The sequence below is a fragment of the Pseudomonas sp. 14P_5.3_Bac1 genome (assembly GCF_025466135.1).
GTDB lineage: Bacteria > Pseudomonadota > Gammaproteobacteria > Pseudomonadales > Pseudomonadaceae > Aquipseudomonas.
Genome location: NZ_JANLOF010000085.1, coordinates 171,162 through 191,673 on the forward strand (window position 1 = coordinate 171,162; position 20,512 = coordinate 191,673).

Here is a 20,512-nt window from a genome sequence, read left to right on the forward strand (position 1 = left end):
ACAAATTGCCGCCAAGTATCTTTTACACAAGGCCTTTTATCAACAACTGCGCCAGCTGCACGGCGTTCAATGCCGCGCCCTTGCGTACGTTATCTGACGTCAGCCACAGATTTAGTTCCGCCGGGTCGTCAACGCCCGCACGCACTCGTCCAACGTAGACCACATCCTGGCCGACCGCATCCCCAACGGCCGTAGGGTAGTCGCCCTCTTCCACCAACTCGATCCCCGGCGCTGCCTCCAGTGCACGGTTGACAGCGGCCAGGTCGACCGGCGCGCCCAACTGCAAAGACACTGTCAGGCTATCGCCAAAAAACACCGGGGCTTGAACGCAGGTTGCGGAAATCTTTAGCAGAGGTGTTTCCAGCACGGCGCGCAGTTCGTGTACGAGGCGTTTCTCCAAGGCTGTATGACCTTGGGCGTCAGGCGTGCCGACTTGCGCCAGCAGGTTGAAGGCCATCTGCCGATCAAAGAACTTCGGCTCCAGCGGGCGCACGTTCAGCAGCTCGGCGGTCTGGCGGGCCAGCTCGCTGACGGCCTCGCGGCCCTGGGCCGAAACGGCCAGGTTGGCAGTGACGCTGACGCGCTGGATATCCAGCACGCCGCGCAACGGCGCCAGAACCACCGCCAGGTTGGTGGCCGACGGGCTCGGGCTGCCGAGCTGGAAGGGCTTTTTCAGGCCCTTGAGAATATGCGCGTTGGCTTCCGGCACGACCTGAGGTGCCTGGTCGGCCGGCAATGCGCCGGAGAGGTCGATCACCGAGCAACCGGCCGCCGTGGCGCGTGGCGCGAAACTCAGGGTCACCGCCGGGCCTGCCGCGAAGAAGGCCAACTGGGCTTTTTTGAAGTCGAACTCATCAACTTCCTTGACCCGCACGTTTTTGCCGCGAAACGGCACCGAGGCGCCGGCCGAGTTGCTGCCCGCCAGCAAATACAGAGTGCCTACCGGAAAATCCAGCTCTTCGAGAATCTGCACCAGGGTTTCACCCACGGTGCCGGTTGCACCGATCACGGCGATTTCAAAGGTCTGGATCATGGTGGCTGCCTCGGGCGTTGCGGGGGGAGCGGCACTTTACCGGGTGGTGGGGAGTGAGGCAATTGGGCTGGGCCCTGGGGTGAGGCTGATGGCCCCATCGCGGGCAAGCCCGGCTCCCACATTTTGATTTGTGAACACAGTCAAATGTGGGAGCTGGCTTGCCTGCGATGAGGCCCTCAAGAGCAATAAAAAACCCGCGCCTGTCACCAGAACGCGGGTTTCTCACTCACCAGCAGCGATCAACGCTCCAGCAAAATCCGCAGCATGCGACGCAGCGGTTCAGCCGCGCCCCACAGCAGTTGGTCACCGACGGTGAACGCGCCCAGGTACTGAGTACCCATGTTCAGCTTGCGCAGACGGCCAACCGGTACATTCAGGGTGCCGGTGACCTTGGTTGGGCTCAGCTCCTGCATGCTGATGTCGCGGTTGTTCGGCACCAGCTTGACCCATGGGTTGTGCTGGCTGATCAGCCCTTCGATATCGGCGATCGGCACGTCTTTGTTCAGCTTGATGGTCAGCGCCTGGCTGTGGCAGCGCATGGCGCCGATGCGCACGCAGATGCCGTCCACCGGGATCGGGTTCTTGAAGCGACCGAGGATCTTGTTGGTCTCAGCCTGGGCCTTCCACTCTTCGCGGCTCTGGCCGTTCGGCAGTTCCTTGTCGATCCATGGGATCAGGCTACCGGCCAATGGCACGCCGAAGTTTTCGGTCGGGTAGGCATCGCTGCGCATGGCTTCGGCCACACGGCGGTCGATGTCGAGGATCGCGCTGGCAGGGTCGGCCAGTTGATCAGCCACAGCGGCGTGGGTGGCGCCCATTTGCTTGATCAGCTCGCGCATGTTCTGCGCACCGGCGCCGGAGGCCGCCTGATAGGTCATGGCGCTCATCCACTCGACCAGGCCAGCTTCGAACAAGCCGCCCAGGCCCATCAGCATCAGGCTGACGGTGCAGTTGCCGCCCACGTAGTTCTTGGTGCCAGCGTCCAGCTGCTGGTCAATCACCTTGCGGTTCACCGGGTCGAGGATGATCACGGCGTCGTCCTGCATGCGCAGGCTCGAGGCGGCGTCGATCCAGTAACCCTGCCAGCCGGCTTCGCGCAGCTTGGGGAAGACTTCGCTGGTGTAGTCGCCACCCTGGCAGGTCAAAATCACGTCGAGGGTTTTGAGCTCTTCAATGCTGTAGGCGTCTTTGAGCGGAGCAATATCCTTGCCCACGGACGGCCCTTGGCCACCCACGTTCGACGTGGTGAAAAACACCGGCTCAATAAGATCGAAATCCTGCTCTTCCAGCATCCGCTGCATGAGCACGGAACCGACCATACCGCGCCAACCGATCAGACCTACACGTTTCATCGCAACTACACCTTGTTAAAAAGTGGGCCGCCTTGCAGCAACAACTGCAAGCGGGCCCGAGAGATTACAGATTCCGCAGCGCGGCGACTACTGCGTCGCCCATTTCTTGCGTCCCAACCTTGGTGCAACCCTGCGACCAGATGTCGCCGGTGCGCAAACCCTGGTCCAGCACCAGGCTCACAGCCTTCTCGATCGCATCCGCCGCTTCGCTCAGGTTGAAGCTGTAACGCAGCATCATCGACACCGACAAGATGGTCGCCAACGGGTTGGCAATGCCTTGGCCTGCAATGTCCGGCGCCGAACCGTGGCACGGCTCGTACATGCCTTTATTGTTGGTGTCCAGGGACGCCGACGGCAGCATGCCGATGGAACCGGTGAGCATCGACGCCTGGTCGGACAGGATGTCGCCGAACAGGTTGTCGGTGACGATCACGTCGAACTGCTTGGGTGCACGTACCAGCTGCATGGCGGCGTTGTCGACGTACATGTGGCTCAGTTCGACGTCCGGGTAGTCCTTGGCCACTTCTTCGACGATTTCGCGCCACAGTTGGCTGGAGGCCAGTACGTTGGCCTTGTCGACCGAGCAGACCTTTTTGCCGCGCACGCGGGCCATGTCGAACCCGACACGGGCGATACGGCGGATCTCGCTCTCGCTGTACGGCAGCGTGTCGTAGGCCTGACGCTCGCCATTTTCCAACTCACGCACGCCGCGTGGCGAGCCGAAGTAGATACCGCCGGTCAGCTCGCGCACGATCAGGATGTCCAGGCCCGCCACCACTTCCGGCTTGAGGCTCGATGCATCGGCCAGCTGCGGGTACAGAATCGCCGGACGCAGGTTGCCGAACAGGCCCAGTTGCGCGCGAATCTTCAGCAGGCCGCGCTCCGGGCGGATGTCACGTTCGATTTTGTCCCACTTCGGGCCGCCCACGGCGCCGAGCAGTACGGCGTCGGCTGCACGGGCGCGGTCCAGGGTTTCGTCAGCCAGGGGCACGCCGTGCTTGTCGATGGCGGCGCCGCCGATCACGTCGTGGCTCAATTCGAAGCGCAGGCTGTACTTGCTGTTGGCCAATTCCAGGACTTTGACCGCTTCGGCCATGATTTCCGGACCAATACCGTCGCCAGGAAGAATCAGAATCTGCTTGCTCATGCGTTCCTCATTTCATCAAGCGACCCGCCCGTGGGCAGGTCGGGAAAATTAATCAGCGTTCGGCAAACACCACCAGCACGTCGGTGCTGAAGGTGCCGTCGGCTTGAATCTCGTAGTAATCACGCACTTCCTGGCCCATCGCCTGCTGCAACTTGAGGATCGCGGCGCGCAATACCTCGGGCGTACGCATGCGCTCCACCCACGAGGTGTATTCCAGGCGCAGGCGCTGACGGCTGCTGTTGCGGACGTGCAAGCCGGCTTCGCTGAGCTGGCGCATCCATTCGGCGGCGGAATAATCGCGCACGTGACTGGTATCGCGCAGCACTTCGACGGTTTGCAGGTAAGTGTCCAACAGCGGGCTGCCCGGTGACAAGACATCGACAAATGCCGCGATGCCGCCAGGCTTGAGCACCCGACGCACTTCGCGAAAGGCCAGGCCAAGGTCACTCCAGTGGTGGGCCGAGTAACGGCTGAACACGAAGTCGAACTCGCCATCGGCAAATGGCAGGCGCTCGGCGGCGCCGTGCACGGTGCGGATGTTGTTCAGGCCACGCTCTTTTGCGGCGGCTGCCACCACGTCGAGCATTTGCTGGGACAGGTCGTAGGCCACCACTTCTTTAACCAGCGGCGCAACGTGGAAGCTCACATGCCCGGCACCGCAACCCAGGTCCAGCAGTCGTGCGGCGCCCTGCCCGGCCAGTTCGGCCTGCAGCAGTGCGAATTCGCTGCCTTGAGCGTGCACGGCACTGCTCAGGTAGGCCGAGGCCTGTTCGCCGAATTGTTTTTGCACGACTTGGGTGTGGGCGGTGTTGGTCATGGTGGCTTTCCTTGGGTTTTGGGGTGGTTGTACGGGCGCTATCGCAGGCAAGCCAGCTCCCACAGTTGGAATGCATTCCAAGGTTGGAGTCGGGCTTGCCCGCGATGGGGCCCGCACGGTTACCGCAAATCAGGCATCGCGAAACAACCAGGGCTGGCTCGCCCGGTGCTTGGTTTCAAACGCGGCAATCGCATCGCCGTCCTGCAAGGTCAGGCCGATATCGTCCAGGCCATTGATCAGGCAGTGCTTACGGAACGCATCAACTTCAAAGTGATAGACCTTGCCGTCCGGACGGGTCACGGTCTGCGCGGCCAGGTCAACGGTCAGTTGGTAGCCAACATCGGCTTCGACCTGCTTGAACAGCTCGTCCACTTCGGCGTCGCTCAAGATGATCGGCAGCAAGCCGTTCTTGAAGCTGTTGTTGAAGAAGATGTCGGCGTAGCTCGGCGCGATGATGCTGCGAAAGCCATATTCTTCCAGGGCCCACGGCGCGTGTTCACGGCTGGAGCCGCAGCCGAAGTTCTCGCGGGCCAGCAATACGCTAGCGCCTTGGTAACGCTCGGCGTTGAGCACAAAATCCTTGTTCAACGGGCGCTTGGAGTTGTCCTGGTAGGCGTAGCCCACGTCCAGGTAGCGCCACTCATCGAACAGGTTCGGGCCGAAGCCGGTGCGCTTGATCGACTTCAAGAACTGCTTGGGAATGATCTGGTCGGTGTCGACGTTGGCACGGTCCAACGGCGCGACAAGACCGGTGTGTTGGGTAAAAGCTCTCATCGGGTATTCCTCAGATCAATTCGCGAACGTCGATGAAACGACCGTTGACGGCAGCGGCGGCGGCCATGGCCGGGCTGACCAGGTGGGTACGCCCACCGGCGCCCTGACGCCCTTCGAAGTTACGGTTGGAGGTGGACGCGCAATGCTCGCCCGACTCCAAACGGTCCGGGTTCATCGCCAGGCACATGGAGCAGCCCGGCTCGCGCCATTCAAAACCGGCCTCAAGGAAGATCTTGTCCAGGCCCTCGGCTTCGGCTTGCGCTTTGACCAGGCCCGAACCTGGCACCACGATGGCTTGCTTGATGGTCGAGGCCACTTTGCGGCCTTTGGCGATCACCGCCGCGGCGCGCAGGTCTTCGATCCGCGAGTTGGTGCAGGAACCGATAAACACGCGGTCCAACTGGATGTCGGTAATCGCCTGGTTGGCCTTCAAGCCCATGTACTTCAAGGCGCGCTCGATGGAGCCACGCTTGACCAGGTCGGTTTCCTTGGCCGGGTCCGGCACGTTCTGGTCAACGGCCAGGACCATTTCCGGCGAGGTGCCCCAGCTGACTTGCGGCTTGATCTGGGCGGCGTCGAGCTCAACCACCGTGTCGAACACTGCATCGGCGTCAGAGACCAGGTCTTTCCAGGCTTCGACCGCTGCGTCCCAATCGGCACCTTGCGGGGCGAAGGGGCGGCCTTTGACGTATTCAACGGTTTTTTCGTCCGCCGCGACCATGCCGACACGAGCACCGGCTTCGATGGACATGTTGCAGATGGTCATGCGGCCTTCGATGGACAGGTCGCGAATCGCGCTGCCGGCGAACTCGATGGCATGGCCGTTGCCGCCGGCGGTGCCGATCTTGCCGATCACCGCGAGCACGATGTCCTTGGCGGTCACGCCGAACGGCAAGGTGCCTTCGACTTTAACCAACATGTTCTTCATCTTTTTGGCGACCAGGCACTGGGTGGCGAACACATGCTCCACCTCGGAGGTGCCGATGCCATGGGCCAGAGCGCCGAACGCGCCGTGGGTGGAGGTGTGGGAGTCACCGCAGACCACGGTCATGCCTGGCAAGGTGGCGCCCTGCTCCGGGCCGATCACGTGCACGATGCCCTGACGCACGTCATTCATCTTGAATTCGGTGATGCCATATTCATCGCAGTAGTCGTCGAGGGTTTGCACCTGCAAACGCGACACCTGGTCGGCGATGGCCTCGATGCCGCCCTTGCGCTCCGGGGTGGTCGGTACATTGTGGTCCGGGGTGGCGATGATCGAGTCGACGCGCCAAGGCTTGCGCCCGGCCAGCCGCAGGCCTTCGAACGCTTGGGGCGAGGTCACTTCATGGATGATGTGACGGTCGATATAGATCAGCGACGAGCCATCGTCGCGCCGTTTCACTTCATGGGAATCCCAAAGCTTGTCGTAAAGCGTTTTGCCGGCCATCAGTCGGTCCTCATCATCGGTCTTTCTATGCCCCGGGCCTTGAGACATTCAATAACCCTTTGGCTTGTGAGGCTGATGGTATGGCGCTACATTAAATAACTCAAATTCATATTTTTTATGCTTTGGATTACCAACTGGAATACCTCAATGGACTTGGCCAACCTTAATGCCTTTATTGCCATCGCCGAGACCGGCAGCTTCTCCGGCGCCGGTGAACGCCTGCACCTGACCCAACCGGCCATCAGCAAGCGCATTGCCGGGCTGGAACAACAATTAAAGGTACGTTTATTCGACCGCCTGGGCCGTGAAGTCGGCCTGACCGAGGCCGGGCGCGCCCTGCTGCCACGTGCTTATCAGATTCTCAATGTGCTGGACGACACCCGCCGCGCGCTCACCAACCTGACCGGCGAAGTCAGCGGCCGCCTGACGTTGGCCACCAGCCACCACATCGGCCTGCACCGCCTGCCACCGATTTTGCGCACCTTTACCCGCGAGTACCCGAATGTAGCGCTGGATATTCAGTTCCTCGATTCGGAAGTGGCCTACGAGGAAATCCTCCATGGCCGCGCTGAAGTGGCCGTTATTACCCTGGCGCCCGATCCGCACAACCTGGTACGCGCCACACCGGTGTGGGACGACCCGCTGGATTTCGTGGTGGCGCCCGAGCACAGCCTGACCGCCAATGGCACGGTCAACCTGGCCGATATCGCCAAACACCCGGCAGTCTTCCCCGGCGGCAACACCTTTACCCACCATATTGTCAGCCGCTTGTTCGAAGCCCAGGGCCTGACGCCGAACATCGCCATGAGCACCAACTACCTGGAAACCATCAAGATGATGGTGTCCATCGGCCTGGCCTGGAGCGTGTTGCCGCGCACCATGCTTGATGAACAGGTGGCAAGTATCGCTTTGCCGGGCATACAGCTCAGTCGCCAGCTAGGCTATATCGTGCACACCGAAAGGACGCTGTCGAACGCTGCGCGGGCTTTCATGAGCCTATTGGATGCACAGGTCGATCTGCCAGGGACACCGGCATGAAGCTGTGCGGCCTCAAGGTCTGAATAAACCGCGCCGAACGCCCATTGAGCCAAGGCCCTTTGATAATGCGCAACCCCGTCGATTCCGTGCCACCCCTGCCCCGCATTTACGCCCTGGACCCTCAAGAGGCGGAACGAAGCTGGGACAGCGCCCCGCAGTTGCTGGCAGCCCTCAATGCTGCCCGCCTGGGCGCGTGGTGCTGGGAAATCGACACCGGCAGGATCAGTTGGTCACGCGGTACCCAGGCGCTGTTCGGCTACGATCCGCGCCAGCCGCTGCCCAAAGACCTGGATTACCTGGATCTGCTCGCGCCGTCGGACCGCGCGCGCGTGGTGCGGGCCTTTCACGCCGTGCTGGCGGGCGAGCCGTTTGAGCAGGCCATGCACCACCACATCCAGTGGCCGGATGGCAGCCATCACTGGCTGGAAATCAACGGCAGCCTGGCACCGGACAAGACCGGCCGGCGCCGCATGATCGGCGTGATTCGCGAAACCACTCGCCAGCGCGAGCGCGAGCACGCCCTTATCCACTCGGAAAAACGCTTCGCCACGCTGTTTCATCTGTGCCCCAATATGGTCCTGCTGACCCGCCAGGCCGACGGCCTGATCAGCGAAGCCAACCAGTATTTCGAGATGCTCTTCGGCTGGCCCGTGGCCCAGGCCATCGGCCGCACCACGCTGGACCTGGGCCTGTGGCGTGACCCGCAACAGCGCGCCCTGCTGGTCAGGGCCACCCAACGCAAGGGCGAACCCATCAGCATGGAAGTGCAGTTCTGCGCCAGCAACGGCCAGATCCACGACGGCACCTTGAGCGCACAAAAAGTCGAGCTGGAGGGTGAGGCCTACCTGATCAGCACGTTTGTCGACACCACCGAACGCAAAAACGCCGAGCAGGCGCTCAAGGACAGCCAGGAGCGTCTCGACCTGGCCCTGGATTCGGCACAGCTGGGCACCTGGGACTGGCATATCCCCAGCGGCATGCTCTATGGCTCGGCCCGCGCGGCGCAACTGCACGGCCTGGAGGCGTTGCCGTTTCACGAACCTTTCGATGCGTTTTTTGAAGGCATGTCCGATGAAGAGCGCGAGGGCATGCGCAACGCCTATCGCAGCCTGCGCGAAGGCCCGGGCGGCAACTACCAATTGACCTACCGCGTCCAGATGGAGGACGGCAGCGCTCGTTACCTGGAAAGCCGCGCGCGGCTGTATCGCGACGAATCGGGTAAACCGTTGCGCATGGCCGGCACCTTGCTGGATATCACTGACCAGGTGGAACGCGAGCAGCGCATCACCGCCTCCGAAGAAAAGTTCGCCAGCCTGTTCCAGGCCAGCCCCGACCCGATCTGCGTGACCTACCTGGACAGTGGTGCCTTTATCGAAATCAACCCCGCGTTTACGCAGACCTTTGGCTGGACCGCCGCCGAGGTGCTCGACAAAAGCGCCGACCAGATCGGGCTGTGGGATGACTCGAGCAAGCGCCTGCAACGTATCGAGCGGGTGATTCGCGAGCAGTCATTAAACAATGTCGCCATTGGGGTGCATCACAAAAATGGCCAAAGCCTGACCTGCGTGATTTCCAGCCGCTTGATCAAGGTGGGCGACCAACCCTGCATCGTCACGACCCTGCGCGATATCACCCAGCAACAACGCTCCGAGGCCGCCCTTAAGGCCAGCGAAGAAAAATTCGCCAAGGCCTTCCATTCAAGCCCCGACGCCATCTCCATCACCGAACGTGACACCGGCCGTTATGTGGAGGTCAATGACGGCTTCTGCCGCCTCACCGGCTACCGCGCCGAGGAGGCCATCGGCCTGACGCTGTATCAGATCGGCATCTGGGCTGATGAGAATCAGCGTGCGGCGCTGCTGGCCGAACTGCAGATCAAGGGCCGAATTCATCACCTGGAAATGCTTTGGCACAACAAACGTGGCGAATTGTTGGCCGTGGAGGTATCGGTCGAACCGATCACCCTCAATGAAACGCCGTGCCTGCTGCTGACGGCGCGGGACGTGAGCCTGCTGAAAAACGCCCAGGCGCAGATCCGTCACCTGGCCTATCACGACCCGCTGACCAACCTGCCCAATCGTGCGTTGCTGATGGACCGCCTGAGCCAGCAGATCGCCCTGCTCAAACGCCATAACCTGCGGGGCGCCCTGCTGTTTCTCGACCTCGATCATTTCAAGCACATCAACGATTCCCTCGGCCACCCGGTGGGCGACACCGTGCTGAAAATCGTCACCGCACGCCTCGAAGCCAGCGTGCGCATGGAAGATACGGTGGCGCGCCTGGGCGGCGATGAGTTCGTGGTGCTGCTCAGCGGCCTGGAAGGTACACGCGTGGAAGTCAGCGCTCAGGTACAGGAACTGGCAGACACCCTGCGCGAATTGCTCTCGGAACCGATGTTCCTCGACGGCCATCGCCTGCAGGTCACGCCGAGCATTGGCGTGGCGCTGATCCCCGACCACGGCTCGACACCCGCAGACCTGCTCAAGCGTGCCGACATTGCGCTGTATCGGGCCAAGGATTCAGGACGCAACACCACGCAGATGTTTCATAACAGCATGCAGAAAACCGCCAGTGAACGCCTGCGCATGGAGACCGACCTGCGTCTGGCGCTGTCACGCGGTGAGTTCAGCGTGCATTACCAGCCTCAAGTGGATGCGCGCGGCAACCGCATCATCGGTGCCGAAGCACTGGTGCGCTGGCAGCACCCGCAACTGGGAGCGCAGTCACCCACCGAATTTATCAAAGTGCTGGAAGACAGCGGCCTGATCCTGGAAGTCGGCACCTGGATTCTTGATGAAGCCTGCGGCGCCTTTGCCCAATTGATCGCCGATGGCCTGGTGGACCCGTTGAATTTCAGCCTGTGCGTGAATATAAGCCCGCGCCAGTTTCGCCAGAACGACTTCGTGGAGCGGGTGGAACGCTGCCTCAAGCAGCATCACCTGCCGTATAGCTTGCTGAAACTGGAAATTACCGAAGGCATCGTGATTCAGAACCTGGATGACACCGTGGCCAAGATGCGCCGCCTGAAAAAACTCGGCGTAAGTTTTGCCATGGATGACTTCGGCACCGGCTATTCGTCGCTGACCTACCTCAAGCGCCTGCCGGTGGATGCGTTGAAGATCGATCAGTCCTTTGTGCGCGACGCCACCCACGACCCCAACGATGCCGAAATCATCCGCGCCATCGTCGCCATGGCGCGCAGCTTGAACCTGGAAGTGATCGCCGAGGGCGTGGAAACCCCGGAACAACTGGCATTCCTGCAAAAGCTGGGCTGCCATTTGTTCCAGGGGTATTTACACAGCCGGCCTCTGCCCATCGAGGCGTTCAGGAAGCTATTGGTGTGACCCTTACACCAGCTTCAATGCGCGAAACCCGCCGTTCATCCATCGCGATGACGCCAGGTCCTGCTTTCGCCCATAGAAATCCAGCGCGCCATTGATGACCGCGACCGAGTGGCCGGTGTCTGCCAGCGTGCCGACCGCGCCCCGGGCCAGCTCTTCAACCGTGCTTTCACGTATATAGGCGTACAACCCAAGCCGCCGAAGCGCCTCCCCCGGGTGCTCGCCGTCGTTGAGGGTGTGCAGGGCCGTTGCATAACTCTGCCCGGCGCGCATGTCGTTATTCTCCAGGTGCGCGCGCTTGGCACTGACCGCGTACAAGAAGTTGGCGTAGTTGATCAACTGCGTATTGCTGCCGTGGAAGTTTGACGCGACGATGGCCTGGCGCAGCTCATCATGGGTCACCGTCAGCGTGAAGGAGTCCCTCATGACCACCTCAAAACCGTCGGGGGTGACTTGGATGCGCTTATAGATCCCCTGGGGGTCCTGCCAGAACCGGATGATCGCCGCCTTGATCGCCGACACCGTGACGCAATTGCCTTCCACGCCCTGATAAAAACCACCCCAGATCTGTTCGGGCGTCATGCCGGACACGACATCGGACACCTGCCGGGCGTTGTCGGGTACCGCCGGCTTGTCGTCGAACAACACGTACCCGTAACCCTGCCTGGTCTGGCGCCGCTCGTCGTAATAATGGCTTACGCCGTCCATCACCAGCGCCGAGCCAAAGTTGTGAGTCTCCATGACCCCTACCGCGCCCTTTGCCTGCATGGCACTTGACGGCACGTACTGGCACACGCCGAACAGGCCCAAGCCCTGCAAACATCGCTGGACGGTCTCGCCCTCCAGTGTTGTTGCCAGCGCGGCTTCAAACGTCGGGTAATTGCCGGTCAGTTGCTTGCGCTTTACGAACGCCGCGAACACAAAGTTGGCATCCTTGACTGCCCCGCTATCGTCGCCGCTGAACCTCGAAGCCTGCGTCGCCTGCGCCAACTCCTGGCGAGACAACTGAACCTTGAACTCGTCCTTCATGGTGATGTGATAGCCATCGCCCGTGGCAGTCAGCGCATTGAACATGCCAGCCGGGTGCTGCCCGAAGGTTGTCATCATCAGTTTGATGACGGCTGCGTGGGTGCTGGTGTCAAAGTGCTCGCCAAACTCCCCCCGCGCCGCATTGAATGCACGGATGATATGCGCAGGTTTTTCCCCCGCACGTTTTGACGAAAACACCGAAGCCGCGTCGTCGTACCCGTTGGCCGGCGAGCCTGGGCCATTACTTGCTGTGATATTCATTCACTGATTTCCTGAGACTTACCGAAGCAATAACCTGCAAAACACAATCGGGGCGGGGCGGCGTTGCGATGGGTTGAGCCGCCCGCATCGCCTGTGGTCGCCCCCTAGAAAAGCGCTATCGCCTGACCGCGGGCAGGCGTGGCGCCCCTGCGCCCCCACAACTCTTCGCGGCCGTTGATCACCGCCACCGAATGCCCGGTGCGATTGCACATGCCCAATTGCCCACGGGCGAGTTCCCGCACAGAGACCGTTTTCATGTGCTTGCGCAGCCCCAGCCGCATGAACCCCTCCCCCGGCCCACGCTCATCCTCACCGTTGTTCAGGCTGCGAATCGCCGCCTGATAACTTCTGCCCGCCGTGTAATCGTTGTTTTCCATCTGTGCGCGCTTGGCACTGACCGCAAACAGAAATTGCGCATCCTTGAGCATGCCCTTGTCCTGCCCTCTGAACCTGGCGCCTCGCGCACCTTCGGCCAATTCACGGTCAGTCAGCGTGAGCTGAAAGTCATCGCGCATCACCACTCGATAACCGCCGCTGAGGCGCGTGACTTGTTGGTAGATATCCGTGGGGCTTTGACCAAATCGGTGCATCGCCGCCTTGATCGCCGACACCGTCACGCAGTTGCCATCGGGGCCTTGGCGAAACCCACTCCAGATGTTGTCCGGCTTCGCACCGCCGCGCTTGTTTGAAAGGCACGCGAGCGCGGCTTCGGAATTGGGCCTGGGAGTGACCGGCTCGTGCACTACCGACGGATTGACCGGTGGCGTGGGTATAACGGGGACTAACTTATCTTTGGTGGCCGACAACGCCCTCAGTATCTGAGTCAATAAAGAACTCAACAGCACCGCAAACGACTGCACCGCATCGCGTTCATTATCGCCGCGCACCCGACGCGCCGAACCGTTGATAGATGGCCGACAAACAGTCGCAGCAGTCTTTCTTTCAATCACGTTCAAGTGAACATCCGCTGCATGATTGGCACTTGTTAAATCACTATTGATCACCTGCCTGACATCGATGACACGCGCAATATTATTAATTAAACAGTTAGACATATTCCCCCCCATTGAGCAGGCGCCTCTTCGCAACTTATAGCCACAGAGGCGCCTGCACGCTTCAAGAAGTTAAACCAAGTGTGGGACTATCAGGCCTTGAACATTGGCTTGGTATTTAACCGCCAGTTTCTTGGATCAAAATAATCTTCAACCGGGCCTGGGCTGGTTAAGTCCGGAGCCGGCGTATCAGGCAAGGGCTTTGGAGCGATGTCCGGCACCACGGAGGGCGTTGGCTCTGGCTTAACCACCGGCGTGACGATGCCTGGCACCGCATGTGTGTGGCCTGGCTTGATCTCGGTCTTTGGCGCAGGCGGCACGCCAGGCTTGGTATCCGACTCGACCTCAGGCGTGACGGTGCCGGGTACCTCAGGGGTGTGTTCTGGCGTGATGTCAGCCTTCACGTCCGGTGTCACACCCGGCTTGATCCCCGGTTGCGGGCCGGTTTCAGGCAATGGCGACAGATCCAGCACACGCTTCAGTCGTGGGACGTTGTTCACAACCGCCTGCGCATCCGTGCAATGGCAATGACCGGCGTTCACATTGACGTGTACGTTGGTCTTACCGTCATTCGTCACGGTAATCGCCGGCTCGGGCGCGGGCAGATGTGGCAGCGCAGCTGGCGCTTTGAGTGCAGTAGGCACTACCACCGCAGCGTCCATCAGCTGCAGCTTCGCTTGCGGCTCCGGTACCTGCGGTTTCGCCGGCAAGTTGCCCACATCCGGCGAACTCGGCTGCTTGGCGACCTCGGAATTCACCGGCACCGTGCGCGCCTCAGGCTTGGCGTCTGGCACAACGCCCGGGCCGGACAGCAGCGCGGGCGTTAAATCCTTTCCGGCGACCATTTCGCGTATAGCCTTGAAAACCTGCTCGAGCATGTCAAATAACCGCGTGAGCGCAGCACCCGGAATCATCAGTTCGTTGGGCGAGAACCGGGAGTTATCAGTACTCAGCGGCGTATTGGCAACACGCGCACCGGAAACCTGCACCTCTGTCGTTTCAGCAAACTTAGCGGATGAAATACTGTTTCGATCAAGGACAGACGCGTTAACTTTCATGAACGATGGATTATTAACCGACAGCGACATTTAGCAATTCCTTATTCAACAGAGCCTGGCCGTATCAGCGGACCAGAGAAGTGAGAGTGTTAATAGCTGAAAACAACCACGTTGCTTCACAGTCCTTACTTTCGTGGAAAGTTAGGCTATCGAGTTCCGCCAATCGCAGCTCATATAAGGAAACCAATGCGCGCTATCAGACTTTGCCGCATGAACTATCGCGACAAACCGCGAGGCAAGCCGCTCTTGGCGCTAAAAAATCGTCACACCCGTTAATACACTGCGGGCATGCAACTCATCGACAAGATTAAACCGCCTGTTCGCCACTCTTTTGTGCTAGCCCACAAACGAAAAAAGGGCGCCAATGGCACCCTGTTTTAGTGAACGTGAACAATCAGGCTGCAATGGGGTGTTGCATGCCCAGCAGGTGGCTGACGTGCTTCAAATCCGTCTCGCGCCGCAAGGCGGTAAACAGCACCACTGCTTCGGGATAATTGCGCGTCAGCATCGCCAGCCATTGCTTCAACCGGCCAGGCGCCTGCTTTTCAGTCAGCTGCGCCACTGATTGGGTCCAGAACGCCTGAAGCATCGGCTGCATCTGCGCCCAGGTCATTTCCACCACCTCTTCGCCCGCCTTGGCTGCCACAATTTGGCGCGCCAGGTCAGGCCGTGCCACCAGGCCGCGACCAAGCATGATGTCTTCAACGCCGCTGATTTCACGGCAACGCTTCCAGTCTTCGACGCTCCAGATATCCCCATTGGCGAACACCGGCACCTTGACCACGTCCTGCACCCGCGGGATCCACTCCCAGTGGGCCGGCGGCTTGTAGCCGTCGGTCTTGGTACGCGCATGCACCACGATATGCGCCGCGCCGCCTTCAGCCAGCGCCGTAGCGCACACCAGCGCACCGTCCGGGCTGTCGAAGCCAAGGCGCATCTTGGCGGTCACGGGGATATGCGCGGGCACGGCACGGCGCACATGTTCAACAATCTGATTGAGCAGCTCCGGCTCCTTGAGCAGCACGGCGCCGCCGCGCGACTTATTGACCGTCTTGGCCGGGCAGCCGAAGTTCAGGTCAATCACCTGGGAACCCAGCTCGCACGCCAGGGCGGCGTTTTCGGCCAGGCACACCGGGTCGGAACCCAGCAATTGCACACGCAACGGCACGCCCGCCGCGGTGTGGGCACCGTGCAGCAGTTCCGGGGCGAGCTTGTGGAAGTAGGCGGGGGTCAGCAGGCGGTCGTTGACGCGGATGAACTCGGTCACGCACCAGTCAATACCGCCCACGCGGGTCAGCACATCGCGCAGGATGTTGTCGACCAACCCCTCCATGGGCGCCAAAGCAATTTGCATGGAAAACACTCAACAAAAATCGTGGCGCAGTTTACTGGGTTTCCTGCAAGAAACGTTAACCCCCTGTCAGCGCAGGACCGTAGCCGTCGAGAAATTCGGCCGGCATACGCTTGGGCTTGCCCGTGGAGAGTTCGATGCAGACAAACGTGGTGTGCGCGCGCAGCAAGGTTGCGCCGTCGCGAGGACGGACCAGCTGGAAACGGCGGGTCATCTTCAGGCGCTGGTCCCAGTCGACGATCCAGGTCGCCAGCTGCAGCTCATCACCTTCGTAGCCGGCCGCCAGGTAGTCGATCTCATGGCGCACCACGGCCATGGCGCGGTCGAGCCGGCGGTATTCGGTAAGGTCCAGCCCCAGGCGCTGGGAATGGCGCCAGGCGCAACGCTCCAGCCACGACACATACACCGCATTGTTGGCGTGCCCGAGGCCGTCGATGTCTTCAGCGCCAACCTGCAGATCGATGATGAATGGCGTTGCCAAGTCCCAGCCCATGCCTTGCTCCAGTCGATTGATGTCGGCGGGGCAGTGTATCAGGCCGTTTGCCGCGCCTGTAGACGGCGGCCGGCCAACAGGGCAAGCACACCCTCGATCACCCGCGGATCGGCCAGCACTTTCTGGTGCCCGCCCTGTTCCAGGCGCAACAAGCGGCTGTCGAACCAGGCCTCGTGAATGGCTTGCGAGGCTTTGACCGGGACAAAGGTGTCGTCTTCGGCGTGCACGATCAAACCGGGAATATTGAGCTGGTAGTGAGCCACGTCCAGGTGTTTGAGCGGCATGCCGAAGGTCAATTCAACTTCCTGGATAAACGCCGAGCGCGCCCGTGGCGGCAACCCGAGCATGCCGGCGAAACCGCGCAGCACGTCGAGAAAGCGCGAAGGCGCCGCAATGCTCACCAGCGCCTCGGTACGCAGGCCCAGCTGCACCGCCAGCATCGCGCTGGCACCGCCCATGGAATGCCCCACCACCGCGTGCAACGGCGGCAACTCGGCGGCAGCTTCGAGCATGGCGCGGGCGAACAGCAGCACATGCGCCTCGCGCCCCGGTGAACGGCCATGGGCCGGACCGTCGAGGGCAATCACCGAATAGCCGTTATCCACCAACGCCGTGATCAGGCTGGCGAACTGCGTGGGGCGCCCTTCCCAGCCGTGCATCAGCAGCACGGCGGGGCCCTGGCCCCAACGCAACGCCGACAGGCCGAAACGCAAGGTGATGCGCTCCGATTGCGCCAGCAGCGGCAACTCCCAGTCGCGCGGCGGCAGGTTGCGTGGCGTCATGAAGGTACGACGCAACTTGCTGGCCACCAGGTGCGGCGCCACGCGGCCGACGGTGCCATTGAAGCCTCGAATCCAGGTTAATGCGCCCATCAGGCGACTCCTTTTTCAGCGCACCGCCGATTTGGCCGCGCGCAACACGCGGTCCGACAACTCGCCCGGCCCGAGCGCGCGAGCCAAAGCCAGGCCGCCAATCATCAAGGCCATATCCGCCAGGGCTTTGTCGGTGTCCTCCGGGCTGGCAGCCAATTGCGCGGCCATCAGCTCCGTATGCTCGTTGAGTGCCTGGCGAAACTCATCCGGCAAGCGGCTCATCTCGCCCACAGTGGCGGGTATCGGGCAGGCCTGGTCCGTGGAGTCACGGTGCTTGCGCGACAGATAAAACGCCGCCACCAGGCCTCTGCGCTCCTCACCGGTGAGTTGCGCGTCCATGTCGTCAATCGACGCGCGCCGCCGGGCGAGCAACTGGGTGAAGGCCTCCAGCATCAACGCGTCCTTGCTTTCAAAGTGCGCGTAGAAGCCGCCGACCGTAAGCCCCGCCGCGCCCATGACTTCGCCGACACTCGGTTCGGCCGGGCCGCGCTGGATCAACGCCGCGCTGGCAGCCTGCAAAATGCGTTCGCGGGTTTGCGCTTTTTTATCGCTCATCGTTGCCTCCGTCTCTCATGGGTTGAATATTATTACCATAATAATATTTCGCAAGCCACCCGCGTGACCGCTCGTCCGAGCAGCACAGATCACATCAAAGGAATAAACCGCCCGCCCCAGGCCTTCTCAATGCAATGAACTGCACATCGCAGAGAACGTCATGGCCTGGCGGCAGCAAAACCAGAACTGTGCGTGGGTAGCCGGAGAAGCCCCCCCCCTACGTGTTCGCCAACGAATACACCGCCAACTTCAAAGGTTGAAGGCGAAGGCGTGGGCAACCAGCCGTTCGGCAAATTCTTCAACGACGCCGACGGGCATGCCGAGGCCAACTTCCCGGAGGCCCTGTGCGCCAATGACTGGGTGTTCGATGCGGGGTATCAGGAGATCGTGGTGAGCCTCAACAACTCACCGTGCCGGCAATGCTGCGTGCTGTTCAGGCAGTTCATGGAGGACATCCTGCTGCGCTTTCCAAACACACGGCTTGCGATTTCACGCTTGCCCGGCATTCGCGTCGAAATGTGCAACGTCGCACTGGGGGGACGCCCAGAACAGAGGTCCGCAGGTTGATCGGCAAAAGGAACTGGCGCGCATCAACGAATCCCTGCGCACCGCCAATGGGGTACGCAGGATGCCGTAAACGGCCGCGGGAAAAACCCAAACGCCAGACAAACAAAAGGGCCATTCAATAATTGAATGACCCTTAAAAATCCCGCAGAGCGGGTAATCGTGGCGTCCCCTAGGGGACTCGAACCCCTGTTACCGCCGTGAAAGGGCGGTGTCCTAGGCCACTAGACGAAGGGGACACAAACCTTCTATACAACTGACCAGCGCTGAGAGCTGATCGATTCAAGGACGGTGTGGCCAGACCTTGAACCTGTAAATTGGTGGAGCTAAACGGGATCGAACCGTTGACCTCTTGCATGCCATGCAAGCGCTCTCCCAGCTGAGCTATAGCCCCTGATTTTTCGCCTCGCGGCGCAGCAGACCTTTCGAGCTGCTTGTTGAAACTGGCGTCCCCTAGGGGACTCGAACCCCTGTTACCGCCGTGAAAGGGCGGTGTCCTAGGCCACTAGACGAAGGGGACAAAACCTTCTGTACATCTGATCAGCGCTGAGAACTGATCAATTCAAGGACGGTGTGGCCAGACCTTGAATCTGTAAATTGGTGGAGCTAAACGGGATCGAACCGTTGACCTCTTGCATGCCATGCAAGCGCTCTCCCAGCTGAGCTATAGCCCCTCATCGGTGAGGACGGGGCGAATCTTAATGGCGGTTTGGAAACGTGTCAAATTTATTTTCAACTATTTCCAAAATTTTTTGCCGGGATAACAATCACTTACCGACGAAACCCCGGAAAACCGGGGTTTCGTCGTTACAACAGCCGACTTAAGCGATAGCGCCCAGCAGCTTTTCCCACTCTTTGTTTTCTTTCTTCGACACACCACCAAGCAAATCAAGGGCTTGGCGCAGACGGAAACGCGTCAGGTCCGGGCCGAGAATTTCCATCGCATCCAGTACCGACACCGAACTGGCCTGCCCGGTGATCGCGGCAAACATCAGTGGCATGGCATCGCGCAGTTTCAGCTCAAGGGACTCGACCACCGCCTGAATCGTCGCGGTGATTGCATCCTTCTCCCACTGACGCAGGCTTTCGAGCTTCCACAGGATCAACTGCATCAGTTGGCGAACCTGATCACCCGAGAGCTTCTTGGACTCAAACAGCTTGGCATCCGGGTTTACGCCACCGGCAAAGAAGAAGCTGGCCAACGGAGCCACCTGGCTGAACGTCTCCACCCTGCCCTGCACCAACGGCGCGATCTTCATCATGTACTCGGGGTTCAACGCCCACTGCTGCACGCGGCTGGCGAACTCTTCTACCGGCAGGTCGCGCAGCCACTGGCCGTTGAGCCATGACAGCTTCTCGATATCGAAAATCGGCCCGCCCAGGGATACGCGCGACAAGTCGAAGTTATCGACCATTTCCTGCAGCGAGAACTTCTCACGCTCGTCCGGCATCGACCAGCCCATGCGGCCCAGGTAGTTGAGCATCGCTTCGGGCATGAAGCCCATGCGCTCGTAGAACGTCACCGAGGTCGGGTTCTTGCGCTTGGACAGCTTGCTCTTGTCCGGGTTACGCAGCAGCGGCATGTAGCACAACTGCGGCTGTTCCCAGCCGAAGTATTCGTAGAGCAGGATCAGTTTGGGCGCCGACGGCAGCCATTCTTCGCCGCGCAGCACGTGGGTGATGCCCATCAGGTGGTCGTCGACCACGTTGGCCAGGAAGTACGTCGGCAGGCCGTCGGTCTTCATCAGCACCTGCATGTCCATGCGGTCCCACGGAATCTCGACGTCACCGCGCAGCATGTCCGGCACCACGCACACGCCTTCGCTCGGCACTTTCATGCGAATCACGTGAGGCTCACCGGCAGCCAGGCGCTGGGCCACTTCTTCTTTGGATAGAAGCAGCGCACGGCCGTCGTAACGCGGGGTTTCGCCACGGGCCTGTTGCTCGGCACGCATCTGGTCCAGCTCTTCGGCGGTGCAGAAGCACGGGAACGCATGGCCCATGTCGACCAATTGCTGGGTGTACTGCTTGTAGATCTCGCTGCGCTCGCTCTGGCGATACGGGCCGTGCGGGCCACCGACGTCCGGGCCTTCGGCCCAGGTGATGCCCAACCAGCGCAAGGCATCGAAAATCTGCTGTTCCGACTCACGGGTCGAACGCAGTTGATCGGTGTCTTCGATCCGCAGGATGAATTCACCGCCGTGCTGCTTGGCAAAGCAGTAGTTGAACAGGGCGATGTAAGCAGTGCCGACGTGGGGATCCCCAGTAGGCGATGGCGCAATGCGCGTGCGGACGGTGGTCATGGCAGGTCTCGAATGGGCGATATAACTGAAAATTGAAACAAGG

17 protein-coding genes and 4 tRNA genes are annotated in these 20,512 nt (G+C 60.9%); 3 read left to right on the forward strand and 18 right to left on the reverse strand.

What is annotated here, in order from left to right; all coding sequences use genetic code 11:
- Positions 1-22 precede the first annotated feature (22 nt).
- The 6 genes from NTD89_RS25620 to leuC form a co-directional block, all read right to left on the reverse strand.
- A complete protein-coding gene (locus NTD89_RS25620) occupies positions 23-1,033 on the reverse strand; it encodes an aspartate-semialdehyde dehydrogenase (protein WP_262210371.1) in 1,011 nt (336 codons plus the stop codon).
- A gap of 239 nt (positions 1,034-1,272) precedes the next feature.
- Complete coding sequence (gene asd / locus NTD89_RS25625) at positions 1,273-2,385, reverse strand: aspartate-semialdehyde dehydrogenase (protein ID WP_058412147.1); 1,113 nt, start codon at positions 2,383-2,385, stop codon at positions 1,273-1,275.
- Between the two features lie 64 nt (positions 2,386-2,449).
- Complete coding sequence (gene leuB, locus NTD89_RS25630; protein ID WP_262210373.1) at positions 2,450-3,532, reverse strand: 3-isopropylmalate dehydrogenase; 1,083 nt, start codon at positions 3,530-3,532, stop codon at positions 2,450-2,452.
- Between the two features lie 52 nt (positions 3,533-3,584).
- The gene (locus NTD89_RS25635) at positions 3,585-4,349 is read right to left on the reverse strand and encodes a class I SAM-dependent methyltransferase (protein ID WP_262210374.1); all 765 of its coding nucleotides are present in this window, start codon (positions 4,347-4,349) and stop codon (positions 3,585-3,587) included.
- Between the two features lie 129 nt (positions 4,350-4,478).
- A complete protein-coding gene (leuD, locus tag NTD89_RS25640) occupies positions 4,479-5,123 on the reverse strand; it encodes a 3-isopropylmalate dehydratase small subunit (RefSeq protein ID WP_094953214.1) in 645 nt (214 codons plus the stop codon).
- Positions 5,124-5,133: 10 nt separating this feature from the next.
- Positions 5,134-6,552, reverse strand: coding sequence for a 3-isopropylmalate dehydratase large subunit (gene leuC / locus NTD89_RS25645; RefSeq protein ID WP_145166122.1), 1,419 nt, complete (start codon positions 6,550-6,552; stop codon positions 5,134-5,136).
- A 147-nt stretch (positions 6,553-6,699) separates the two neighbouring features.
- On the opposite strand from leuC, the gene NTD89_RS25650 reads away from it, so the two are divergent.
- Complete coding sequence (locus tag NTD89_RS25650) at positions 6,700-7,590, forward strand: LysR family transcriptional regulator (protein ID WP_106576678.1); 891 nt, start codon at positions 6,700-6,702, stop codon at positions 7,588-7,590.
- Between the two features lie 65 nt (positions 7,591-7,655).
- The gene (locus NTD89_RS25655) at positions 7,656-10,934 is read left to right on the forward strand and encodes an EAL domain-containing protein (protein WP_262210375.1); all 3,279 of its coding nucleotides are present in this window, start codon (positions 7,656-7,658) and stop codon (positions 10,932-10,934) included.
- Positions 10,935-10,937: 3 nt separating this feature from the next.
- On the opposite strand, the gene NTD89_RS25660 is transcribed toward NTD89_RS25655, so the two are convergent.
- The 7 genes from NTD89_RS25660 to NTD89_RS25690 form a co-directional block, all read right to left on the reverse strand.
- Complete coding sequence (locus NTD89_RS25660; protein WP_262210377.1) at positions 10,938-12,221, reverse strand: hypothetical protein; 1,284 nt, start codon at positions 12,219-12,221, stop codon at positions 10,938-10,940.
- A 104-nt stretch (positions 12,222-12,325) separates the two neighbouring features.
- Positions 12,326-13,276, reverse strand: a complete 951-nt coding sequence (locus NTD89_RS25665) for a CsgG/HfaB family protein (RefSeq protein WP_262210379.1) — start codon at positions 13,274-13,276, stop codon at positions 12,326-12,328.
- Positions 13,277-13,365: 89 nt separating this feature from the next.
- Positions 13,366-14,361: a hypothetical protein gene (locus tag NTD89_RS25670; protein WP_262210381.1), complete on the reverse strand. Its 996-nt coding sequence runs from the start codon at positions 14,359-14,361 to the stop codon at positions 13,366-13,368.
- 364 nt (positions 14,362-14,725) lie between these two features.
- A complete protein-coding gene (locus tag NTD89_RS25675; protein WP_145166116.1) occupies positions 14,726-15,685 on the reverse strand; it encodes a tRNA dihydrouridine synthase in 960 nt (319 codons plus the stop codon).
- Between the two features lie 55 nt (positions 15,686-15,740).
- Positions 15,741-16,175: an acyl-CoA thioesterase gene (locus NTD89_RS25680; RefSeq protein ID WP_106576673.1), complete on the reverse strand. Its 435-nt coding sequence runs from the start codon at positions 16,173-16,175 to the stop codon at positions 15,741-15,743.
- A gap of 38 nt (positions 16,176-16,213) precedes the next feature.
- A complete protein-coding gene (locus NTD89_RS25685) occupies positions 16,214-17,047 on the reverse strand; it encodes an alpha/beta hydrolase (protein WP_262210382.1) in 834 nt (277 codons plus the stop codon).
- Positions 17,048-17,062: 15 nt separating this feature from the next.
- Positions 17,063-17,602 carry a TetR/AcrR family transcriptional regulator gene (locus tag NTD89_RS25690; protein WP_083357717.1) on the reverse strand — a complete coding sequence of 180 codons (540 nt, stop codon included), beginning with the start codon at positions 17,600-17,602 and terminating at the stop codon, positions 17,063-17,065.
- A gap of 270 nt (positions 17,603-17,872) precedes the next feature.
- Between NTD89_RS25690 and NTD89_RS25695 the strand changes: the two genes are divergently transcribed.
- Complete coding sequence (locus NTD89_RS25695; RefSeq protein WP_262210385.1) at positions 17,873-18,169, forward strand: hypothetical protein; 297 nt, start codon at positions 17,873-17,875, stop codon at positions 18,167-18,169.
- A 160-nt stretch (positions 18,170-18,329) separates the two neighbouring features.
- On the opposite strand, the gene NTD89_RS25700 is transcribed toward NTD89_RS25695, so the two are convergent.
- From NTD89_RS25700 to gltX, 5 genes are all read right to left on the reverse strand, one after another.
- Positions 18,330-18,405 (reverse strand) — tRNA-Glu (locus NTD89_RS25700).
- Between the two features lie 79 nt (positions 18,406-18,484).
- A tRNA-Ala gene (locus tag NTD89_RS25705) sits at positions 18,485-18,560 on the reverse strand.
- Positions 18,561-18,610: 50 nt separating this feature from the next.
- Positions 18,611-18,686: transfer RNA gene (locus NTD89_RS25710), tRNA-Glu, on the reverse strand.
- Positions 18,687-18,764: 78 nt separating this feature from the next.
- Positions 18,765-18,840, reverse strand: a tRNA-Ala gene (locus tag NTD89_RS25715).
- 147 nt (positions 18,841-18,987) lie between these two features.
- Entirely contained in the window at positions 18,988-20,469 is a 1,482-nt protein-coding gene (gene gltX / locus NTD89_RS25720; RefSeq protein ID WP_262210387.1) for a glutamate--tRNA ligase, read from the reverse strand.
- Positions 20,470-20,512 lie beyond the last annotated feature (43 nt).

Bases quoted from the DNA above. Each gene is read 5' to 3' on its own strand.
- NTD89_RS25670 (WP_262210381.1), bottom strand. From the start codon at position 14,361: ATGTCGCTGTCGGTTAATAATCCATCGTTCATGAAAGTTAACGCGTCT.
- NTD89_RS25650 (WP_106576678.1), top strand. From the start codon at position 6,700: ATGGACTTGGCCAACCTTAATGCCTTTATTGCCATCGCCGAGACCGGC.
- leuB (WP_262210373.1), bottom strand. From the start codon at position 3,532: ATGAGCAAGCAGATTCTGATTCTTCCTGGCGACGGTATTGGTCCGGAA.
- NTD89_RS25620 (WP_262210371.1), bottom strand. From the start codon at position 1,033: ATGATCCAGACCTTTGAAATCGCCGTGATCGGTGCAACCGGCACCGTG.
- leuC (WP_145166122.1), bottom strand. From the start codon at position 6,552: ATGGCCGGCAAAACGCTTTACGACAAGCTTTGGGATTCCCATGAAGTG.
- asd (WP_058412147.1), bottom strand. From the start codon at position 2,385: ATGAAACGTGTAGGTCTGATCGGTTGGCGCGGTATGGTCGGTTCCGTG.
- NTD89_RS25690 (WP_083357717.1), bottom strand. From the start codon at position 17,602: ATGAGCGATAAAAAAGCGCAAACCCGCGAACGCATTTTGCAGGCTGCC.
- NTD89_RS25635 (WP_262210374.1), bottom strand. From the start codon at position 4,349: ATGACCAACACCGCCCACACCCAAGTCGTGCAAAAACAATTCGGCGAA.
- leuD (WP_094953214.1), bottom strand. From the start codon at position 5,123: ATGAGAGCTTTTACCCAACACACCGGTCTTGTCGCGCCGTTGGACCGT.
- NTD89_RS25660 (WP_262210377.1), bottom strand. From the start codon at position 12,221: ATGAATATCACAGCAAGTAATGGCCCAGGCTCGCCGGCCAACGGGTAC.
- NTD89_RS25655 (WP_262210375.1), top strand. From the start codon at position 7,656: ATGCGCAACCCCGTCGATTCCGTGCCACCCCTGCCCCGCATTTACGCC.
- NTD89_RS25685 (WP_262210382.1), bottom strand. From the start codon at position 17,047: ATGGGCGCATTAACCTGGATTCGAGGCTTCAATGGCACCGTCGGCCGC.
- NTD89_RS25665 (WP_262210379.1), bottom strand. From the start codon at position 13,276: ATGTCTAACTGTTTAATTAATAATATTGCGCGTGTCATCGATGTCAGG.
- gltX (WP_262210387.1), bottom strand. From the start codon at position 20,469: ATGACCACCGTCCGCACGCGCATTGCGCCATCGCCTACTGGGGATCCC.
- NTD89_RS25680 (WP_106576673.1), bottom strand. From the start codon at position 16,175: ATGGGCTGGGACTTGGCAACGCCATTCATCATCGATCTGCAGGTTGGC.
- NTD89_RS25675 (WP_145166116.1), bottom strand. From the start codon at position 15,685: ATGCAAATTGCTTTGGCGCCCATGGAGGGGTTGGTCGACAACATCCTG.